Origin of the sequence: Flavobacterium sp. N3904 (assembly GCF_025947305.1) — a bacterium.
In the GTDB taxonomy this organism is placed as follows: Bacteria; Bacteroidota; Bacteroidia; order Flavobacteriales; family Flavobacteriaceae; genus Flavobacterium.
The window spans coordinates 4,320,667-4,342,667 of record NZ_CP110009.1 but is presented as its reverse complement, the minus strand read 5'-3'; the positions used below and the strand labels follow the sequence as shown (position 1 = coordinate 4,342,667).

The 22,001-nt window shown below is 34.2% G+C and carries 14 protein-coding genes; 8 read left to right on the top strand and 6 right to left on the bottom strand.

The window, feature by feature from the left end:
- Positions 1-163 precede the first annotated feature (163 nt).
- From OLM57_RS18500 to secDF, 6 genes are all read left to right on the top strand, one after another.
- On the top strand, positions 164-433 hold the full coding sequence (locus tag OLM57_RS18500; RefSeq protein WP_264565168.1) for an Asp-tRNA(Asn)/Glu-tRNA(Gln) amidotransferase subunit GatC: 270 nt from the start codon (positions 164-166) through the stop codon (positions 431-433).
- Between the two features lie 4 nt (positions 434-437).
- Positions 438-1,835, top strand: coding sequence for an amidase (locus OLM57_RS18495; RefSeq protein WP_264565167.1), 1,398 nt, complete (start codon positions 438-440; stop codon positions 1,833-1,835).
- Complete coding sequence (gene gatB/aspS / locus OLM57_RS18490) at positions 1,835-5,164, top strand: bifunctional amidotransferase subunit GatB/aspartate--tRNA ligase AspS (protein WP_264565166.1); 3,330 nt, start codon at positions 1,835-1,837, stop codon at positions 5,162-5,164. Before OLM57_RS18495 ends, gatB/aspS begins: the two co-directional genes overlap by 1 nt.
- Positions 5,165-5,596: 432 nt before the next feature.
- Positions 5,597-7,540: a DNA topoisomerase (ATP-hydrolyzing) subunit B gene (gyrB, locus tag OLM57_RS18485; protein WP_264565165.1), complete on the top strand. Its 1,944-nt coding sequence runs from the start codon at positions 5,597-5,599 to the stop codon at positions 7,538-7,540.
- A 57-nt stretch (positions 7,541-7,597) separates the two neighbouring features.
- Positions 7,598-8,533, top strand: coding sequence for a malate dehydrogenase (locus OLM57_RS18480; RefSeq protein ID WP_264565164.1), 936 nt, complete (start codon positions 7,598-7,600; stop codon positions 8,531-8,533).
- 225 nt (positions 8,534-8,758) lie between these two features.
- Positions 8,759-11,728 (top strand): protein translocase subunit SecDF, encoded by a 2,970-nt coding sequence (gene secDF, locus OLM57_RS18475; RefSeq protein WP_264565163.1) that lies wholly within the window; start codon positions 8,759-8,761, stop codon positions 11,726-11,728.
- A 437-nt stretch (positions 11,729-12,165) separates the two neighbouring features.
- On the opposite strand, the gene lgt is transcribed toward secDF, so the two are convergent.
- The 5 genes from lgt to OLM57_RS18450 form a co-directional block, all read right to left on the bottom strand.
- A complete protein-coding gene (gene lgt, locus OLM57_RS18470) occupies positions 12,166-13,095 on the bottom strand; it encodes a prolipoprotein diacylglyceryl transferase (RefSeq protein WP_264565162.1) in 930 nt (309 codons plus the stop codon).
- 165 nt (positions 13,096-13,260) lie between these two features.
- Entirely contained in the window at positions 13,261-13,509 is a 249-nt protein-coding gene (gene yidD, locus OLM57_RS18465) for a membrane protein insertion efficiency factor YidD (protein WP_264565161.1), read from the bottom strand.
- Between the two features lie 41 nt (positions 13,510-13,550).
- Complete coding sequence (cysS, locus tag OLM57_RS18460) at positions 13,551-15,029, bottom strand: cysteine--tRNA ligase (protein ID WP_264565160.1); 1,479 nt, start codon at positions 15,027-15,029, stop codon at positions 13,551-13,553.
- Positions 15,030-15,171: 142 nt separating this feature from the next.
- Positions 15,172-15,843, bottom strand: a complete 672-nt coding sequence (folE, locus tag OLM57_RS18455) for a GTP cyclohydrolase I FolE (protein ID WP_264565159.1) — start codon at positions 15,841-15,843, stop codon at positions 15,172-15,174.
- A 193-nt stretch (positions 15,844-16,036) separates the two neighbouring features.
- A complete protein-coding gene (locus OLM57_RS18450; RefSeq protein ID WP_264565158.1) occupies positions 16,037-17,233 on the bottom strand; it encodes a pyridoxal phosphate-dependent aminotransferase in 1,197 nt (398 codons plus the stop codon).
- A 126-nt stretch (positions 17,234-17,359) separates the two neighbouring features.
- Between OLM57_RS18450 and OLM57_RS18445 the strand changes: the two genes are divergently transcribed.
- The gene (locus tag OLM57_RS18445) at positions 17,360-18,691 is read left to right on the top strand and encodes a PDZ domain-containing protein (RefSeq protein ID WP_264565157.1); all 1,332 of its coding nucleotides are present in this window, start codon (positions 17,360-17,362) and stop codon (positions 18,689-18,691) included.
- A 51-nt stretch (positions 18,692-18,742) separates the two neighbouring features.
- On the opposite strand, the gene OLM57_RS18440 is transcribed toward OLM57_RS18445, so the two are convergent.
- Positions 18,743-19,132: a DUF1573 domain-containing protein gene (locus OLM57_RS18440; protein ID WP_264565156.1), complete on the bottom strand. Its 390-nt coding sequence runs from the start codon at positions 19,130-19,132 to the stop codon at positions 18,743-18,745.
- A 216-nt stretch (positions 19,133-19,348) separates the two neighbouring features.
- Here OLM57_RS18440 and OLM57_RS18435 point away from each other — a divergent pair, with 216 nt between their 5' ends.
- Positions 19,349-21,982: a valine--tRNA ligase gene (locus OLM57_RS18435; protein WP_264565155.1), complete on the top strand. Its 2,634-nt coding sequence runs from the start codon at positions 19,349-19,351 to the stop codon at positions 21,980-21,982.
- The last annotated feature ends 19 nt before the right edge of the window (positions 21,983-22,001 follow it).

Below are 22,001 nucleotides of genomic sequence, written 5' to 3'. Positions count from 1 at the left end.
CATTTCACAATAGTGTTACGAAATACATTTAATTCTAACATAATGTTAAATAGTATCGCTCTTTGACTGAAAACTATCTAAATCATTGAAAAAAACGGGATTCCCAAATAAAACTTTTGTAAATTCGCCAACTTAAAAGTTTGATTTTAAAACGAAATAAATTATGAGCAAAACGATGACAGTCGACATATTGTCGAGTATTAAAGGAGCACAGCCTTCTGAGAGCGTGAACAAATTATTTGATGTAATTAAAAATGCACTTCCTTCAAATAATAATACTGCAAATAATGTCAATCGTAATTGTGTGTCTGTAAATAATTTAAGAGAAGATGTTGTGATAGAGAGTTCGGCTATTGAGAAGCAAATAATTTTGGAAAACTTCCCGAACAAGAAAAATGGTTTTTTAGTTGTTGCTAAAGTTATAGAAGGATAAAAAAATGGATTCTCAGATAAAAAAAATACACCAGCAATTGGTGTCAAAACAAATAACTTGTACAGCTTTGGTACAAGAAAAATTAGACCTACTCAAACAAAATACGTATAATTCAGTAAATTCTTTGTTGGAAACTTCGGCTTTAGAGTTGGCCTCTAAAGTGGATGCTAAAATTGCAAACGGAGAAACAATTGGTTTGTTAGAAGGAATTCCTTTTGGAATTAAAGATGTATATATGTTGCAAGGAACTTACGCTACTGCAAGTTCTGAGTTGTTGAAAAATTATAAATCGCCTTACACTGCGACTGCAATTCAAAAATTATTGGACGCAGGTGCTATTCCATTAGTAAAAGAAAACTGTGATAGTTTTGGTCATGGATCTTCTAGCGAAAACACGATTTTTGGCGCTGTAAAAAACGCAATTGATCCCACATTAGTTGCAGGAGGTTCAAGTGGTGGATCTGCAGTTAACGTTGCAAAAGAATATACTGTATTTTCAATTGGTGGAGATACTGGAGGTTCAATTCGTCAGCCTGCTGGTTATAATCATATTTATGGTTTCAAACCAACTTATGGAAGAATTTCCAGATTTGGTCTTATGGCTTATGCATCTTCTACGGATTGTGTTGGCCCATTGGCTAAATCAATTGAAGATATCCGAATTGTATTGAATGTAATGAGCGGAAAAGATCCAAAAGATCAAACTTCAATTACTTCAAATGAAATTAGTGAAGAGGCAATTGCAACTTCAACTGTTAAAACAATTGGGTATTTCAAAAACTTTATTGAAAGCGATGCAATTGATAGTCAAATAAAAGCTGATTTTTTAGCTACTATCGTAAAACTGAAAGCTAAAGGAATTGCAGTAAAAGAATTGGATTTTTTCAAATCGGACATTTTAGTTTCAACTTATTATACGTTGGCAATGGCGGAAACGGCTTCTAATTTATCTCGTCTCGACGGTACAAATTATGGTAACCGTATTGAAGCGGAGAATTTAATAGAAACTTATGCAGTGACGCGTTCTGAAAACTTTTCAGAAGAAACTAAACGCAGAATTGTAGGAGGAAACCAAGTATTGTCACAAGGTTTTTCAGATGAAATATATTTAAAAGGATTGGCTCTAAGAGATCAGATTTCTGAAAACTTCAGCAAAGATTTTCAAGAAGTAGATATCATTTTATCTCCGGTTACACCAAGTACTCCGCCTAAAATTGGAGACAGTTTGAAAGATCCTTTGGCGATGTATTTGTCGGATGCCTATACGGTAGGTTTTAGTTTAGGACAATTGCCAACTTTAACTGTGCCGCAAGGAACAAGCACTGGATTGCAAATTACTGCAGCAAAAAATAATGATGAATTAGTGTTGAAGTTTGCTAACTTCTTAAAAGATACAATATAATGGAATTGGAGCAATTAACTGCGGCTATAAAAGCCCACGATTTAGAATTGGTAATTGGACTGGAAACTCACGTTCGATTAAATACCAAAACCAAGTTGTTTTGTTCTTGTCCAAATCAAGAAATAGAAACACCAAACGAAAATATATGTTCGGTTTGTACTGGGCAAATGGGCGTTTTACCGGCCTTAAATAAAGAAGCAATTACAAAAGCGATTTATTTTGGAAAAGCTGTCGGTTCGTCATTTAGTAATGAAGTAATATCTTGGGATAGAAAGCATTATGAATATCCCGACAATCCAAAAAATATTCAGATAACGCAATTTCACAATCCGATTATTCCTGACGGACAAGTTTCTTGTTATAGAAATGATGGTTCACAATTTACTGTAAATTTAACTCAGGTTCATATTGAAGAAGATGCTGCAAAATTGATGCACGAAAAGAAAATTTCGCTAGTCGATTTTAACAAAGCAGGTGTGCCGTTGATTGAAATTGTTACGGAACCTTGTATTAGAAATATTGAAGATGCTTCGACTTATGCTCAGTATATTCAACGTATCGTTCAGAATTTAGGAATCTCTGAAGCGAATTTGGAAAAAGGAGAATTCAAATCGGATGTTTCGGTGTCTTTGCGTAAAAAACACAGTTACGAATTAAATCCAAGAACGGAAATCAAAAACTTGAACTCGTTTAAGTTTATGGTGGAAGCTTTAAAGGAAGAAGTAGAGAAGCAATTCAATTATTTTATAGAGCATAAAGAGTTTCGACCTGATCAAACGACTGTGTTATGGGATGCTGACTTAAAGCAGACCAAAGTAATGCGTAAAAAAGAATTTGAAGCCGATTACCGTTTTATTTCGGAACCAGATTTGCCTTTTGTAAATATAAAAAATGAAATTGAATCTATTAAAGTCGATACTAGTGCTTTGCCTTACGCAGTGGAATCTATTTTAATTAACGGAGGAGTTTTGCCCCAAGACGCTAAGTTTTTTACGGCAGATAAGTTGCGTTCAGAAACATTTGTAGAAATAAATAACGAAATCAAAGATCCTTCGTTTGTTGCTAAAACTTTAGCAAACAATATAAAGGCTGAAGATTATGCTGAAATTCATAGTATTGCTCATTTAACGGATATTTTTAAATTATTTAAAGCCGAGAAAATCACTGCGGTTTTAGTTCAAAATGCGATTACAGGTTATTTGAAAGATAGAACTTTTGACTACAACAAGTACTTTGAAGAAAATACGATTTCAGAAGAGAAAGTACAAGAAGTTATTGCAAAAATAATTTCAGAAAATGAAGCCGTTGCCAATGACATTAAAACAGGAGATCAAGGAAAAGCTGGTATTTTAGTTGGTAAGGTTTTAGGAATTATTGGAAAAGGAGCCAATGGAAAAGTAATTCGTCAGATTATTTTAGATAAACTTGGAGCTGACGCTGTATTAGAAAAAGAGCAAGCTTCTGAAAAAGATTCCAAAGAAATTATTGCAGAAAATAAAGAAACTCAAGAAGAGACTCTTCCTGAAATTCCGATTATTATAAAGGATACTTATAGAACGCATAAAATTTCGCAATTATCCGAAGAAAACATCCAACAAGAAGTGATTTTGTCTGGTTGGGTTGCCAGTGTTCGTGACCACGGTGAATTGATGTTTATTGATTTACGTGATTCCAGTTATGAGATTTTTCAAGTGCGAATCAGCAGGGAATCATTTCCTAATATAGATGAGTTAGTGAAATTAAAACCGGAATCGGTTATTTCAGTAACTGGTAAAGTTGTTGGTCGTAATGAAGATGATTATAATGCAGGATTACGTACAGGTAAAATTGAATTGGAAACTTCAGTTTTAGAAATTTTAAACTTGTCTAAAACATTGCCTTTTGAAATTAAAAGAGCTGCCAAAACGAACGAAGCTATTCGTTTTCAATACAAGTTCTTAGATCATAGAAATGAAGAGGTAAGAAGAGCAATCGTAAACCGTCATAAAGTAATTAAGTTATTGCGTGACATTTTAGACGAAGAAGAGTTTTTAGAAATTGAAACTCCTATTTTAAGTGCAGGAACTGATGAAGGAGCACGTGAATTTATTGTTCCTACACGTAAACAAGCCGGTTTCTTTTATACATTGCCACAAGCTCCTCAGCAGTTTAAACAGATGTTGATGGTGAGTGGGTATGAAAAGTATTTTCAAATTGCGCGTTGTTTTAGAGATGAAGATTCTCGTGGAGATCGTCAGCCGGAATTTACGCAATTGGATATGGAAATGGCCTACGCTAGTATGCAGCAGATTATAGATTTAAATACCAAAATGTTTAATGAAGTAGTGAAGAAAATCTATGGCAACAAATGGATTTTACGTCCGTTTGAAGTGATTACATACAAAGATGCGATGGATTTCTACGGTTGTGATAGACCGGATTTGCGTTATGGCTTAAAAATGCAAGACATTACAGACATTGTAAAAGATACGACTTTTCAGGTATTTAGTAAGCCTATTGAAGATGGTGGAATTGTAAAATGTATCAAGGTTTCTGCTAAAGAGCAAGGGAATAAGCGAATGTCTAAAGGTCAAATCGAAAATCTTACGGCTATTGCTCAGCAGCACGGTCTGGGTGGATTGGCTTATATTATTGTAAATGAAGATGAATTGCAATCTCCAATTATTAAGTTTTTAGGTGAAGATATTGCTGCTGGAATTATCAAAGCAACAGACGCACAAATAGGTGATATTGTATTCTTTTCAGCGGCAGATTATGCTACTGCCAACAAAGCTTTGGATGCTGTTCGTCAAGAAATGGGTAAAATATTAAACTTAATCAATCCGAAGGAATTGTGTCCGGCTTGGGTAATTGATTTCCCAATGTTTGAAAGAACAGATGAAGGTAGATGGACATTTACACATAATCCATTCTCTATGCCTGCGATTTACGATTTAGAAAAGCACATGAAAGGCGATGACGAGGAAATAGGAACAATTATAGCACAACAATACGATATAATCTTGAACGGTTACGAAATAGGTGGAGGATCTGTTCGTGCACATAAATCGGAGATCTTAGAAGCGACTTATAGAAATATGGGTTACAATAAAGAAGAAATGCTGAAAAGCGTAGGAACGATGCACAAGGCTTTTCAATACGGCGCACCGCCTCACGGAGGAATTGCGTGGGGAATTGACCGTTTGATGATGATTTTGGAGAAAAAAGCATCCATTAGAGAAGTTATGGCTTTCCCAAAAACAGGAACCAGCGAAGATTTATTATTTGGCGCACCCTCTCTTTTATCGGATAAAAAAGTAGAAGAAATGAATGTTCGAATTATGAGATAATTAATTTTATAGTCTAACTATTTGATAGTGGGTTTGTATTGAAAAATATAAACCCACTTTTTTTTTCAATTCTTTCGCTACTTTTTTATAATGCATTTCAAGAGCGATATTAAATGCTTTGAGCATTTCAAAAGTATAAGTTGGTTGTAAGTGCAATATTCGCTTTAGAGTGGAGGCAGGGTTAAAAAACAGCAATAATTTAATGAGATGGAGTAGTTGTAAGTTTGTATGAAGATGCTTGTGTAAAAGCATAAATTTGATCTAAGATATAGTCCAAAAAAACGCCTTCAATTTTGAAGGCGTTTTTTTATGGATATAAACTATAAATGTTAATAACTTAAGAGCTTAAAGCAAGAATAAAAAGGTTAAATAGGTAACAATTTTCTATATTTGCGTGTTAGACGAAAATCACATTTTTTTAGATTAAAATATATGAGCGAAGAAATCAAGAAGGACAATTATTCAGCAGACAGTATCCAAGCTTTAGAAGGAATGGAGCACGTGAGAATGCGTCCATCGATGTACATTGGAGATGTAGGTGTAAGAGGGTTACATCATTTAGTTTATGAAGTAGTAGATAACTCTATCGATGAGGCAATGGGAGGTCATTGTGATACGATACGAGTGGATATCAATGAAGATGGATCCATTTCTGTTGAAGACAACGGGCGTGGTATTCCGGTTGGGATTCACAAAAAAGAAGGTGTTTCTGCATTAGAGGTTGTAATGACCAAAATTGGTGCTGGAGGTAAATTCGATAAAGATTCGTATAAAGTTTCTGGAGGTCTTCACGGTGTTGGGGTTTCTGTTGTAAATGCATTGTCAAATCATTTAAGAGCAACGGTGCACAGTAGCGATGGAAAAGTATACGAGCAGGAATACGAAAAAGGGAAAGCACTTTATCCGGTTAAACAAATTGGTGAAACTACTAAGAGAGGTACAATCGTTACTTTTTATCCGGATCCTTCCATATTTACTCAGACAATAGAATATTCATATGATACATTGTCTGCGCGTATGCGTGAGTTATCCTATTTGAATAAAGGAATCACGATTACTTTTACAGATAAAAGAGAAGTTGATAAAGACGGAAATTTCGTTTCAGAAATCTTCCATTCTTCAGAAGGTCTTAAAGAATACATTCGATATTTAGACGGAAATCGTGAGCCAATTATTGCACACGTAATTTCTATGGATAACGAAAAAGGGGAAATTCCTGTTGAGGTAGCTTTGATTTACAATACAAGTTACTCTGAGAATATTTTTTCGTATGTAAATAATATTAATACCCATGAAGGGGGAACACACTTGCAAGGTTTTAGAACTGGTCTTACAAGATCATTAAAGAAATATGCAGATGCCTCTGGTATGTTGGACAAATTGAAGTTTGATATTTCTGGAGATGATTTCCGCGAAGGTCTTACTGCGATTATTTCGGTAAAAGTGGCTGAGCCTCAATTTGAGGGTCAAACTAAAACTAAACTTGGAAACCGTGAAGTAGTATCTCCGGTAAGTCAGGCGGTGAGCGAAATGATAGAGAATTATTTGGAAGAAAATCCAAATGATGCCCGTATTATTGTTCAAAAAGTTATTCTTGCAGCCCAAGCACGTCATGCAGCCAAAAAAGCGCGTGAAATGGTGCAGCGTAAAACCGTAATGGGTGGTGGTGGATTGCCAGGGAAATTATCCGATTGTTCAGAACAAGACCCTGCAAAATGTGAAGTATATCTTGTCGAGGGAGATTCGGCAGGAGGAACGGCCAAACAAGGTCGTGATCGTGCTTTTCAAGCTATTTTGCCTTTGAGAGGTAAGATTTTGAATGTGGAAAAAGCAATGCATCATAAAGTATTCGAAAACGAAGAGATTCGAAATATATTTACGGCACTTGGTGTTACAGTTGGAACAGCCGAGGACTCTAAAGCTTTAAATATCGAAAAATTAAGATATCATAAAGTAATTATTATGTGTGATGCCGATGTCGATGGAAGTCACATTGCTACCTTAATTTTGACTTTCTTTTTCCGATTTATGAAAGAATTAATTGAAGAAGGACACGTATATATTGCCGCACCTCCATTATACTTGGTTAAAAAAGGAAAAAACAAAGAATACGCTTGGGACGATAAAACTCGTGATGATGCAAATGCTAGAATGGGTGGAGGAGCAGCAATTCAGCGATATAAAGGTCTTGGAGAGATGAATGCAGAACAATTGTGGGAAACAACAATGGATCCTGGTTTTAGAACTTTGCGACAAGTGACTATAGATAGTCTGGTAGAGGCAGATAGAGTTTTCTCTATGTTAATGGGTGATGAAGTGCCGCCACGAAGGGAGTTTATCGAGAAAAATGCAGTTTACGCAAATATCGATGCGTAGTTTTTAGAGTAACTGTATTTTTCTTTTTTGATTTGAAATTAATAAAAACAAATAAAAATGAAAGTTACCATTGTAGGAGCAGGGAATGTAGGAGCATCCTGTGCAGATTCAATTTCTTATAGAGGAATTGCAAGTGAAGTAGTATTATTGGATATCAGAGAAGGTTTTGCCGAAGGGAAAGCTATGGATATCATGCAATGTGCTACAAATACTGGTTTTAATACTAATGTTTCAGGTGTCACAAATGATTATTCTAAAACGGCAAACAGCGATGTTGTTGTGATCACTTCTGGGATTCCAAGAAAACCAGGAATGACCAGAGAAGAACTAATAGGAATAAATGCAGGAATTGTAAAAACAGTTGCTGAGAATGTTTTGGCACATTCGCCAAATTGTATTGTTGTTGTTGTATCGAATCCAATGGATACCATGACTTACTTAGCATTGAAAGCTACAGGATTGCCAAAAAATAGAATTATAGGAATGGGTGGAGCATTAGACAGTTCTCGTTTTAGATATTATTTGTCTAAAGCATTGGATAAACCTTCAAATGATATTTCTGCAATGGTTATCGGTGGTCACGGTGATACTACAATGATACCATTAACTAGATTGGCTGCCTACAATGGAATTCCGGTTTCTGAATTTTTATCTCAAGAAGAATTAGATAAAGTTGCTGCTGCTACAATGGTAGGAGGTGCAACACTTACAGGTTTGTTGGGAACTTCAGCTTGGTATGCGCCAGGAGCTTCTGTTGCTTACTTGGTAGATAGTATATTAAATGACCAAAAGAAAATGATAGCTTGTTCTGTAATGCTTGATGGTGAATACGGACAAAGTGATATCTGTATTGGAGTACCTTGTATTATAGGTAAAAATGGAATTGAACAAATCGTTGATATTAAATTGAATGATGCTGAAAAAGCTGCTTTTGCAAAAAGTGCAGAAGCTGTAAGAAGCATGAACTCTGATTTGAAAACAGTATTAGCATAATAAATTACGTATAAAAAAAAGAAGACTGCATTTTTGCGGTCTTTTTTTTGATATTAATCAATAAATAAATTGGTTAATCTTTCCGTTAATTATATATTTGCTCGGTTTAAAAAAAATGATGTAAATCGTGCAGTTCTTTTTTGTTTACCAAAATCGACGTAATGGCTTATTTTATAGGGTTTAAAGCAAAAATAAATAAATAAAAATAATTAATTTTTAGTAATAATGCAGAATAAAGGACTTATTAAATTTTTCGCAATTCTATTTGCATTGGTAAGTATTTACCAACTTTCTTTCACTTTTGTCTCTAGCAAAGTAAAAAGTGATGCAAAAGCTTTTGCTGGTACAAACCCAGAAAAAGAAGTAAAATATTTGGATTCAATTGGTAAAGAAAAAGTGTTTAGCTTAGGTTTTACTGATTTTACATTCAATGAAGTAAAAGATAAACAAATCAACAAAGGGCTTGACTTAGAAGGGGGAATCAATGTGATTCTTCAAATCTCGGTTAAAGACATTTTGAAAGGATTATCAAATAATTCGAAAAATCCTGTTTTTAATAAATCTTTGGCGGATGCCACTGCAAATCAAAGAGGAAATCAATCCTATATTGATGCATTCTTCGAAGCTTTTGAAGCCAATTCAAACGGTACCGTAAAATTAGCATCGCCAGATATTTTTGCTAACAGAAGTTTGCAAGGTGATGGAGGAGTTTCTTTTCAAATGACAGACTCTCAGGTTCAAAAAGTAATCAAAAGAAAAGTTGACGAATCTGTTGAAAGTGCTTTTGGAGTATTGAGAAAACGTATCGATAAATTTGGTGTAACACAACCTAACATTCAAAAATTAGGAGAAACTGGAAGAATTCTTGTAGAACTTCCTGGTGCTAAAGATGTAGATAGAATCAAAAAATTATTGCAAAGTACAGCTCAATTAGAGTTTTGGGAAACATATAAGGTAGAGGAAATCGGTAATTTTATCATGGCTGCAAATGAAGCTTTGAAAAAAACCGAAGTTGCTAAAGTAGAAACAAAAACGGTTGCTAAAGATTCATTAAGTGCTTTATTGACTGATGGAAAAGATTCTACCGCTACTAAAAAAGGGAATAATCCTATCATTGATAAAATTGTAGCTCAAGGTGGCGGACCGGTTTTAGGTCTTTTCTCTCCAAAAGATACTGCTGTAATCAATTCTTATTTTAAAAGAGCTGATATTAGAGTTTTATTGACAGGCGATCAACGTTACGCAAAATTTGTATGGGGAAAACCAACTACTATTAAGGATGCAAAACAAAAAGATATTGAAGTTGTTGAATTGTATGCTTTAAAAGGAAATAGAGATAATGTAGCTGCTATGGGTGGTGGTGTTGTAACTGACGCTAGCGATACTTTTGATCAAATGGGTAAACCAGCAGTTTCTATGCAAATGAATAATCTTGGTGCTAAAGGTTGGGAAGAATTGACAGGAAGAGCTTATACTCAAAAAAGTAATATTGCTATCGTTCTTGACGATATCGTGTATTCTGCTCCAGGAGTTTCTAGTGGTCCTATAGCGGGAGGAAGATCTGAAATTTCAGGTTCTTTTGATGTTACGGAAACTAAAGATTTAGCCAACGTATTGAGAGCAGGTAAATTACCGGCTGCTGCCGAAATAATCCAATCAGAAGTGGTAGGGCCGTCCTTAGGTCAAGAAGCTATCGATCATGGTACTGATTCTGCTATAATAGGATTGCTTTTAGTATCGTTATGGATGTTGGTTTATTATGGTAAAGCAGGATGGTACGCAAATATTGCATTGGCTGTCAATTTATTGTTTATGTTTGGTATTTTGGCATCATTAGGGGCTGTACTTACATTGCCTGGTATTGCTGGTATCGTTTTAACGATGGGTACTGCAGTAGATGCAAATATCATTATCTATGAAAGGGCAAAAGAAGAATTACGTGCAGGATTGTCATTAGATCAAGCGGTGAAAATTTCATATAGCTGGAAAGGTGCTATGCGTTCTATTGTGGATGCAAACGTAACGCATATTTTAATTGGTGGTGTGTTGTTTATCTTTGGTTCAGGACCAATAAAAGGTTTCGCAACTACATTATTAATAGGTATTATAACTTCATTGTTTACTTCTATTTTTATTGCCAGAATTTTTATCGACAGAAATATTGCTGGTAAAAATGATTTGTCATTTGTAACTAAGTTTTCTAAAGATTTCTTTACCAACTTCCACTTTGATTTCTTGGGAATTAAAAAATGGACGTATGTATTCTCTGCAGTAGTAACTATCGTAAGTTTGGTTTCAATCTTTACTAATGGATTTGATCAAGGTGTGGATTTCGTAGGAGGAAGAACTTTTCAAGTACGTTTTGAAAAACCAATGCAGGCTGAAGTAGTTAAAGATGAATTGACTAAAGTTTTTGGTAGTGCCGAGGTGAAAACTTTTGGTAATGAAAATCAATTGAAAATTACAACTAAATATAAAATTCAAGAATCTGGAACTGCTGTTGATGAAGAAGTGAATAAAATGTTGTACGAAAGCTTGAAGCAAAATTATTCTGCAGGTTTGACATATGATAAATTCATAAATTCTTCTGAGGGGAAAAAACTTGGTGTGGTACAACAATCAAAAGTTGGTCCAACAGTTGCAGAGGATATTAAAACAAATGCTTATTGGGCAGTTCTTGGAGCAATGCTGATTGTATTTTTATACTTGCTTGTAAGTTTCAGAAAGTGGCAATATGGTTTGGGAGCAATTGCTGCTGTGGCGCATGATGTTATCTTTGTATTGGGAGTTTATTCATTATGTTGGAAATTTATGCCTTTTGGTATGGAAATCGATCAACACTTTATTGCTGCGATTCTTACCGTTATTGGATACTCGATGAATGATACCGTAATTGTATTTGACAGGGTTCGTGAGTTCTTGGATGGTAAAACAAAAGGAACTTTTGGTGAAATTGTAAACAAATCGATTAACTCTACAATGTCAAGAACAATCAATACGTCATTAACGATGATTGGAGTATTGTTAATCATGTTTATCTTTGGTGGAGAATCTATTAGAGGATTTATTTTCGCAATGCTTATAGGTATTGTTGTAGGTACTTATTCTTCATTATTCATCGCAACTCCTGTATTAGTGGATACTATTTCTAGAGAAGACAAGAAAAATGTGGAAATCAAACATCAACAAAGCTAGTTTTAGAAATTCATAAATAAAAAAAAAGATTCAGCGAAAGTTGAATCTTTTTTTTTGTTCATAAAATTCGAGTATTATTGGTAATTAACAGCAACTTTAGTATGGCTTTGCTTTGTTGTATTTGCTGTTTATTTTCTTATAAATATATATAGAAAGTCTTGACTTTTTTATTGTAGACACCATTCAGAAAAATAAAAAAGATCCAATTTAAGAGATATTTGTGTAGCCACTTGATCACTTATCTGCTTTTTGCAACCTATGTTTGGAGATATTGAACAATTGGATTTCTATAAGAAAACAATCGTACTCCACAGCAATTAAAATAATTTATGAAGTTCTTAAAAGAAAAGAAAACTAAGTAGTATGATTTTTAGATTTGGTATAAAAAAATAGCCACTGAATTTCAGTGGCTATTTTTTTATTGTAATAAATTTAATTTAAAGATCACTTGTTTTCTTCGCGGTAATAACAAAATACAATCCCACCACTATAAAAGGAATACTCAACCATTGACCAGTTGATAATATGTTTCCTAAATCGCTTTCAAAGCCACCCTGGCTTTCTTTTACCGATTCGACTACAATTCGTACCGTGAATAATAATACTAAGAATAAGCCAAATAAATAGCCTGATTTTTTACGGGCATCTGTTTTCCAATACAAGAAAAACAATATTGCAAATACAAATATGTAGCAAAAAGCTTCATACAATTGCGCCGGATGTTTAGCAGGAACCTGTTCCAGCAAATTGGCATATTGAGGATTGGTGGCAATAGCATTATAGGCTTCTTTTGGAGTAGCAAGCTGGGTGGAATTCACCGCTTCTCTTGGTGTAAATTGATCTCTTACAAAACGAATCCCAAATGAAGAAGTAGTTTCTTTACCTACAATTTCTGAATTGAAAAAATTACCTAATCGCACAAAAATAGCACCACTGGCAACTGGAATAACTACTCTGTCCAATATCCATAATAATGGTTTTTGAATCACTTTTTTACTAAAGAAGTACATAGCTATGATTATCGAGATTGCCGCTCCATGACTAGCTAATCCTTGGTATCCTGTGAATTCAAATTTTGGATTAAAACGGAATGGTAAAATGATTTCGGCCAGATTGTTTCGGTAGTATTCCCAATCGTAAAAGAAAACATGTCCCAAACGTGCACCAATCAAAGTGGCAAGTACTGTCCAAACAAATAAAGAATCTAATTTATCGATAGCAATATTTTCTCTTTCAAAAATATGTTTCATAATGTACCAACCCAATCCAAAAGCAATTACAAACATCAAACTGTAAAAGCGAATTATAAAAAAACCTAAATCAATACCTTCGGAAGGATTCCAAACAATGTTTAAAGCGTGTGTCATTTATTATTTTTATTTTTTGTGAAAATACTATTTTGATTTGAGTAATTGTGTTAACTAAAAGGTAAGAAATGAGCAAGAGTATAAATTGGTTGCAAATACTAATGAGGATTTGCGAATTACTTATTCCAACATAAACAATATTATCTACATATGAATTTTTCTTTTTTAATGATTATGGTTGCATTTTTTTTCAGGAACAGGATCATACCCTTTTCTGCCCCAAGGATGACAACTTAAAATCCTTTTTATGCCTAAATAACCACCATAAAACAACCCATGAATTTGCAAAGCCTGAATCATATAGCTTGAACAAGTCGGCTCAAATCGGCATGCTGCGGGAGTAAAAGGGGATATCGCTCCCTGATAAAACCGAACGAGTAGTACAAACGGATAAATAATGATTTTGTTTAACATAACTGAATACTGCCATCTGTTAACTGCAAACTAATAACTGCCTACTGAACACTAAAAGTTGTTCCTTCTTTCCCGTCTTTCAATTGAATGCCCAAAGCGATTAATTGATCCCTAATTTGATCCGATAATGCAAAATCTTTATTGTCTCTGGCTTGTTTACGCATGCCAATAAGCATATTTACCACGCCTTCTAATTTGTCTGTGTTGCCATTAGTTTTTTCTTCTTCCAATCCCAAAACATCAAATACAAAAGCCTGCATTGTTTCTGTAAACAGCTTTAAATCGTTTGCATTTAAAGTCTCTTTTTCGTCTTTTAATAAATTAACAAAACGTACTCCTTCAAATAACTGTGCAATAAGGATTGGTGTATTGAAATCATCATTCATAGCATCATAACACAATTGTTTCCAACTGGCAATATCTATAGAACTGGTGGCACTTGCAGAAATTCCTTTTAAAGATTCCATTGCTTCCATCAATCTTTTATATCCTTTTTCGGCTGCAATAATAGCTTCGTCAGAGAAATCAAGGATGCTTCTGTAATGCGCTTGTAACATGAAAAAGCGAGCTACTGATGCGGAAAAAGCTTTGCTTAAAAAAGCATTGTCTCCAGTCAAAATCTCTCCTGGCAAAATATTGTTTCCAGTCGATTTGGCCATTTTTTTACCATTCAAAGTAAGCATATTGGCATGCATCCAGTAATTTACAGGAGTATGTCCAGTACAAGCTTCGTTTTGTGCAATTTCACATTCGTGATGCGGGAATTTTAAATCCATTCCACCACCGTGAATGTCAAAATGATTGCCCAAATATTTGGTGCTCATTGCAGTACATTCTAAGTGCCATCCCGGGAAACCATCGCTCCATGGCGAAGGCCATCGCATAATATGTTGTGGTTCGGCTTTTTTCCAAAGTGCAAAATCCTGTGGGTTTCTTTTGTCTGATTGCCCGTCAAGATCACGTGTGTTGGCCAACATATCTTCAATATTACGGCCACTTAATATACCATAATGATTGGTTTCATTGAATTTAACCACATCAAAATAAACAGAGCCATTTGCTTCATAACCAATTCCTTTGTCAATAATAGTTTTTATAATTTCAATTTGCTCAATAATATGGCCCGTTGCAGTGGGTTCGATACTTGGGGGCAAAAAGTTAAAAGCATTTAAAATATCATGAAAATCTACGGTGTAGCGTTGCACTACTTCCATAGGTTCCAATTGTTCCAAACGCGCTTTTTTGGCAATTTTATCTTCGCCTTCATCCACATCGTCCACAATATGCCCCACATCCGTAATGTTTCGAACATAGCGCACTTTGTAATCCAAATGCAATAAGTATCTGAAGATTACATCAAAAGACATAAAAGTTCTCACATTTCCAAGATGTACATTGCTGTAAACCGTTGGTCCACATACATACATCCCCACATTTCCTTCGTTGATTGGTGTAAATGTTTCTTTTTCTCCGGAAAGAGAATTGTATATTTTTAAGGTTTGTGTCTTGTACAATGGCATCTTTTGTATGATTAGTAAATGTGACAATTAATAAATTGTTGACTTTGTATAAAATAATAACCATTAAGGAATAAAGAATTTTAAGTCTTAATGATACTTAATTTCTTAATGGTTTAATGTTTTGAAATTGATGTTTTAGAAACTAAAATTTAGTCTCCAATTTGATATAGTCCAAAAACTCTCTTTTGGTTTGAGGATCTTTGAATTTACCGCCAAATTCAGAAGTTACCGTACTGCTTTCGATATCTTTAATTCCTCTTGAATTCACGCATAGGTGTTTGGCGTCAATTACGCAAGCGACGTCGTCGGTTCCTAAAGCTTGTTGGAGCTCTTGTACAATTTGCATTGTTAAGCGCTCTTGCACTTGAGGTCTTTTGGCGTAATGTTCTACAATGCGGTTCATTTTTGAAAGACCAATAACTCTTCCATTCGAAATATAAGCCACATGTGCTCTTCCAATAATGGGTAGTAAATGATGTTCGCAGGTAGAATAGAGTGTAATGTTTTTTTCAACCAGCATTTCTCCATATTTGTAATTGTTCTCAAAAGTGGAAGCTTTTGGTTTTTTGTCAGGATTCAATCCGCCAAATATTTCTTTTACAAACATTTTGGCTACACGATTGGGAGTTCCTTTTATACTATCGTCTGTCAAATCCATTCCTAAAGTTTGCAGGATGTTTTCGACGTCTTTCTTTATTCTTTCAATCTTTTCTTCATCGGTAATGTCAAAAGCATCCTTTCTTACTGGATTTTGAGCATTTGTACTAATATGATTGTTTCCTATTTCGTCTTGAAATTCTTCGTTGTTTATCATTAAAAGGTACTATTATTATGAGTGTGTTTTTTTAAGGGGTAAAGATAATTAATAAAAAGGAAACATTTTCTATCGTTTCGGCTTTTAATTATAGCAAAAATTGATAAAAAGATTGATTAATTTGATGTCAAAACAAAAAAGGCAATAACATAAAATGCTATTGCCTGTGTTTGAGAATTGTGATTATTATTCTTTATTTTGAATTGTAAACAGTCAAAGCTTCTTTCAAAATTCGGACAGCACTGATTAAATCTTCTTTTTTCAAAACATAGGCAATTCGAACTTGGTTCAAACCAACGCCTGGAGTTGAATAAAATCCAGCAGCTGGAGCGATCATTACTGTTTCTCCGTTCAGCTCGTATTTTTCCAAAAGCCATTGTGCAAAAACATCTGCATTATCGATTGGCAATTGAGCAATACAATAAAAAGCAGCTTTTGGAGTCTTTACGACCACGCCTTCTATTTTGTTCAATTCGCTGATTAAAATATCTCTTCGTTCTTTGTATTCAACTATTACTTCGTCAAAATAACTTTGAGGAGTGTCAATTGCAGCTTCACAAGCAATTTGTTCAATTGTTGGTGGGCATAAACGGGCTTGTGCAAACTTCATAGCAGCAGCAGTAACTTCTCTATTTTTAGTCACCATACAACCAATACGTGCGCCACACATACTATATCTTTTAGAAACCGAATCTATCATGATTACGTTTTGCTCAATTCCTTTTAGGTTCATTACCGAAAAGTGTTGATCTCTTTGGTCATAAATAAATTCACGATACACTTCGTCAGCAATTAAAAACAAATCATGTTTTTTTACCAATTCTCCAAGTTGATTAATTTCAGCTTCTGAATATAAATATCCAGTTGGATTGTTCGGATTACAGATTAAAATAGCTTTGGTTCTTGGCGTAATTGCTTTTTCGAATTCTTCAATTGTTGGCAGTGTAAATCCACTATCAATAGTAGAAATTACTGGTACAACTTTCGCACTTGATTCTTCTGAAAAAGCGCTGTAATTGGCATAAAAAGGTTCAGGAATAATAACTTCATCCCCCGGATCCATTATACTTCCAAGGGCAAACAAAAGGGCTTCTGAGCCTCCGGTAGTTATCATAATATCTTCATAGTCAACTCTCACATCTTGTTTGGTGTAAAATTCGGCTAGTTTTTTTCGGTAACTTTCGTATCCTGCAGAAGGACCATATTCGATGATAGTTAAATCAATGTCTTTTATCGCTTTGATTGCGATTTCTGGGCTCTTTATATCGGGTTGTCCAATGTTTAAATGATAAACCTTATGTCCCTTTTTTTTAGCTATATCTGCATAAGGAGCCAATTTTCGGATTGGCGATTCCGGCATTCTTCGACCTCTGATTGAAATTTCAGGCATGATTGTAAAATTTGAGGTGCAAATTTGCAATTTATTTTCCAAAAACACTGTAAACAATGTGCCTATTTTGTTGTTTATCTTTCATTATTATCGTATAATTGGGTAATAATATAGAAATATAACTAAATGAAAAGAATTTGTACAATTTTCCTTTTTTTGATACATATTTTACCAGTTTTAAGCCAAGAAGGATTTGTGTTTGATAAAGGAGTTGAAAAAGTAACAGTTCCTATTAAGTTGATTAATAATTTGGTTTTTATTCCAATAAAAGTAAATGGAGTAGAACTTAACTTTTTATTAGATACGGGAGTTGAAGAGACAATTCTTTTTAGTTTGGAGGAAAATCAAGAGGTTAGTTTTTACAATTCGGAAAAAATAACGTTGAAGGGTTTGGGTAGTGAGGAAGCTATTGAAGGGCTAAAAACAACCAATAATATTTTGGAATTGGATGGATTAAGATCAAATCATCAGCTTATTTATGTTATCCTAGATCAAAGTTTTAACTTGTCTTCTCAAATCGGTATTCCTGTAAACGGTATTATTGGGTATCAGTTTTTTAAAGATAATTTTGTACGCATAAATTATAGTAGTAAAAAAGTAGTAGTCTATAAAAATAATAGCTCGAATAGAAAAAAAATAGAAAAAAAATACGATAAAACTGGAATTACTATTGAAAAACAAAAACCTTATTTAACGGGGAATATAGCTATTAACAAATCCAATGTTGCGGTAAAATTATTGATAGATATTGGGAATAGCGATTCTGTTTGGCTTTTTCAGAATTTGTCGGACAGCATTAGAGTCCCCGCTAAAAATTTTGACGATTTTTTGGGTAAAGGTTTTAGCGGAGATATTGAAGGAAAAAGGGCGAGAATTGAAGGTTTTTCATTCAATAAATATGATTTCAAATATCCAATTGTTGCATTCCCTGATTCGAGTTCAATCAAAAATGTCCGCATGGTTCAAAATAGAGTAGGGTCTATTGGTGGAGAAATTTTAAAACGTTTTTCGGTCATTTTTAATTATTCAAATGGAGAATTGTTTCTAAAGAAAAATTCTAATTTCAACGAACCTTTTACTTATAATAAAAGCGGGGTTGAGATACAACATAATGGTTTGCAGTGGGTGCAAGAAACTGTGAAATTAGAAACGGTTCCTATTTCTGGAGCTGTTACTTTTGACTCTAGGGGAGAAAAAGTTACAGATAATTTCAAATATAAATTTCAGTTAAAACCTATTTATGAAATATCAAATGTTCGGAAAAATTCACCAGCTGCAATTTGCGGTTTGCAAGTTGGAGATATTGTTTTAAAGATTAACAAATCACCTGTTTATAATTATTCTTTACAAAAAATAAATGATATGTTTAAATCTGACGAAGAAATTTGGATTTATTTAGAAGTCGAAAGAGATAGTCAAATTTTAGATTTCAAATTTCAATTGCATGATATTTTATAATAAAAATCTCTTTTTGGTACAATCAAAAAGAGATTTTAAATATGTTTTACGTTAATTACTGAGTACTTCACCTTTTATTTTTAAGGGAACCCTACCTTCATCATAATTTATCGCGTTTGTGTCTACGGTAATGGTTTTTCGAATTGGACCAAGAGTCATATTATATTTTATTTCAATCCGATCAGCTTTTCCAGGAAGAATGGGTTGACTAGGTTTGTATGTTATTGTGCAACTTGCAGTCGATTGAATTGATATAATAATTAATGGTGCATCTCCAGTATTTGTAAATGTAAAATTCCTAATACCGTTGTCGTTTTGTTTGGTTACTTTGCCATAGTCAACTGTATTGTCTGCTTGATGAATATCTATTCTAGGGCCGCTTTGAGCGAAGCTAATACTACTTATAAAAAGCAATACGATAAATGTTATACTATTTTTCATTATGTTGTTTTTTAGTAGGCTTAGTAAATATAGTATCTTTTAATTAATGCACAATTTTTTATTTCTCTTTTTATACTGTGCTTAATTATTTACTTTTGTCCTTTATAATAGACAACAAAAATCAAACCAAAGGTTAAAGTTTATTTGTATAATCGATTATTTATTTAATCGATTATACTGAAATCCAAATTAACGATTAAAATAATCCACAATAAAATGACAATTCCTGCACAATTTGACGCAAAAACTATTGAAAATAAATGGTATGACTATTGGATGAAAAATAATTATTTTCATTCAGAACCAGACCATAGAACACCTTATACAATTGTGATTCCACCACCAAATGTGACTGGGGTTTTGCACATGGGGCACATGCTTAATAATACGATTCAAGATGTTTTGATACGAAGAGCGCGTCTTAAAGGGTTCAACGCTTGTTGGGTTCCGGGAACGGATCATGCTTCTATTGCCACAGAAGCCAAAGTGGTTGCCAAATTGAAAGCCGAAGGAATTAATAAATCCGATCTAAGTCGTGAAGAATTTCTGAAACATGCTTATGAATGGACAGACAAATACGGAGGGACTATCTTGGAACAGTTGAAACAATTGGGTTGTTCCTGTGATTGGGACCGTACCAAGTTTACAATGGATCCTGACATGTCAGCTTCAGTAATTCGCTCTTTTGTGGATTTGTACAATAAAGGGTTGATTTATCGTGGGTATCGAATGGTAAACTGGGATCCAGAAGCCAAAACCACTCTGTCTGACGAAGAAGTAATTTATGAAGAGCAACAAGGGAAACTATATTTTCTAAAATATAAAATTGAAGGAAATGAAGATTTCTTGACCGTTGCTACAACACGTCCAGAGACTATTTTTGGGGATACTGCTATTTGTATCAACCCAAATGACGAGCGATTTGCTCATTTGAAAGGTAAAAAAGCGATTGTTCCTATTTGTGGAAGAGTTATTCCTATTATAGAGGATGAATATGTTGATATCGAATTTGGAACTGGTTGTCTAAAAGTGACTCCTGCTCACGATATGAATGATAAAACGTTAGGAGAAAAACACAATTTAGAGATTATTGATATTTTCAATGATGATGCTACGCTAAATAGTTTTGGATTGCATTATCAAGGGAAAGACCGTTTCGTGGTTCGTACCGAAATTGTAAAAGAATTAGAATCGAATGGTGCTTTGGCTAAAACCGAAACACACCTGAATAAGGTAGGAACTTCTGAAAGAACTAAAGCCGTGATTGAACCTCGTTTGTCTGACCAATGGTTCTTGAAAATGGAAGATTTAGTAAAACCAGCCATTCAATCCGTTTTGGTGGATGGCGATATTAAATTGCATCCAAAGCGTTTTGAAAACACTTATGCACATTGGTTAAACAACATTCGTGATTGGAATATTTCTCGTCAGTTGTGGTGGGGACAACAAATTCCTGCTTACTTCTATGGAGATGGAAAAGAAGATTTTGTAGTTGCTGAAAATATTGAAGAAGCATTAATTTTAGCGAAAGCTAAAACCAACAATCAAGAATTGGCAATGAGTGACCTTCGTCAAGACGTCGATGCTCTAGATACTTGGTTTTCTTCTTGGCTGTGGCCAATGTCAGTTTTTGGTGGAATTATGGATCCAGAAAATGAAGATTTTAAATACTATTATCCAACCAATGATTTAGTTACTGGTCCAGATATTTTGTTTTTCTGGGTAGCCAGAATGATAATTGCAGGTTATGAATATACAGGCAAAAAACCTTTTACGAATGTGTATTTAACCGGATTAGTTCGAGACAAACAAAGACGTAAAATGTCTAAATCTTTAGGGAATTCACCAGAGCCATTAGAATTAATCGAAAGATTTGGTGCAGACGGTGTTCGTGTGGGACTGCTTTTGAGCGCTTCTGCAGGAAATGACATTATGTTTGACGAAGAGTTGTGCAATCAAGGAAAAGGATTTACCAATAAAATTTGGAATGCCTTCAAATTGATAAAGGGATGGGAAGTTACTGATTCGATTCCGCAACCAGAATCGTCTAAAGTAGCCATTGAGTGGTACGAAGCCAAATTGCAACAAACACTTATTGAAATCGAAGATAATTTTGAGAAATACAGAATTTCCGATGCTTTGATGGGGATTTACAAATTGGTTTGGGACGATTTCTGTTCTTGGTTTTTGGAAATGATCAAACCAGCTTACCAACAGCCGATTGACAGCGTAACTTTTGCGAAAGCGATAGAAATGCTTGAAAACAACCTAAAATTATTGCATCCATTTATGCCGTTCTTGACGGAGGAAATTTGGCAAATTATTGCAGAAAGAACGATAGAAAAAGCCTTAATTGTTTCGACTTGGCCAGAAATGAAACCGTTCAATGCACAATTAATTACGGATTTTGAAAGTACAATTGAAGTGATTTCTGGAATTAGAACGATTCGTAAAGACAAAAATATTCCGTTCAAAGATACGATCGAATTGAAAGTGGTGAATAATGATAAGATTTCTACTTATTTTGATTCGGTTGTAACCAAATTAGGAAACATCACATCTTTGGAATATGTTTCTGATAAAGTAGATGGAGCTTTGTCCTTTAGAGTAAAATCGAATGAGTATTTTATTCCAATCACCGGGAATATCAATGTAGAAGAAGAAATAGCAAAACTAACTGCTGAGTTGATTTATACTCAAGGATTCTTAAAATCGGTTCAGGTTAAATTGTCTAATGAAAAATTCGTAGCCAATGCCAAGCCAGAAATCATTGAAAACGAAAGACAAAAAGAGGCCGATGCACTTTCTAAAATTTCCACGATTGAGCAAAGTTTATTGAGTTTGAAATAAAAACTAGACTTTTCGAAAA

Bases quoted from the DNA above. Each gene is read 5' to 3' on its own strand.
- OLM57_RS18500 (WP_264565168.1), top strand. From the start codon at position 164: ATGAGCAAAACGATGACAGTCGACATATTGTCGAGTATTAAAGGAGCA.
- OLM57_RS18450 (WP_264565158.1), bottom strand. From the start codon at position 17,233: ATGCCTGAAATTTCAATCAGAGGTCGAAGAATGCCGGAATCGCCAATC.
- folE (WP_264565159.1), bottom strand. From the start codon at position 15,843: ATGATAAACAACGAAGAATTTCAAGACGAAATAGGAAACAATCATATT.
- OLM57_RS18480 (WP_264565164.1), top strand. From the start codon at position 7,598: ATGAAAGTTACCATTGTAGGAGCAGGGAATGTAGGAGCATCCTGTGCA.
- secDF (WP_264565163.1), top strand. From the start codon at position 8,759: ATGCAGAATAAAGGACTTATTAAATTTTTCGCAATTCTATTTGCATTG.
- yidD (WP_264565161.1), bottom strand. From the start codon at position 13,509: ATGTTAAACAAAATCATTATTTATCCGTTTGTACTACTCGTTCGGTTT.
- OLM57_RS18445 (WP_264565157.1), top strand. From the start codon at position 17,360: ATGAAAAGAATTTGTACAATTTTCCTTTTTTTGATACATATTTTACCA.
- gyrB (WP_264565165.1), top strand. From the start codon at position 5,597: ATGAGCGAAGAAATCAAGAAGGACAATTATTCAGCAGACAGTATCCAA.
- cysS (WP_264565160.1), bottom strand. From the start codon at position 15,029: ATGCCATTGTACAAGACACAAACCTTAAAAATATACAATTCTCTTTCC.
- lgt (WP_264565162.1), bottom strand. From the start codon at position 13,095: ATGACACACGCTTTAAACATTGTTTGGAATCCTTCCGAAGGTATTGAT.
- gatB/aspS (WP_264565166.1), top strand. From the start codon at position 1,835: ATGGAATTGGAGCAATTAACTGCGGCTATAAAAGCCCACGATTTAGAA.
- OLM57_RS18440 (WP_264565156.1), bottom strand. From the start codon at position 19,132: ATGAAAAATAGTATAACATTTATCGTATTGCTTTTTATAAGTAGTATT.
- OLM57_RS18435 (WP_264565155.1), top strand. From the start codon at position 19,349: ATGACAATTCCTGCACAATTTGACGCAAAAACTATTGAAAATAAATGG.
- OLM57_RS18495 (WP_264565167.1), top strand. From the start codon at position 438: ATGGATTCTCAGATAAAAAAAATACACCAGCAATTGGTGTCAAAACAA.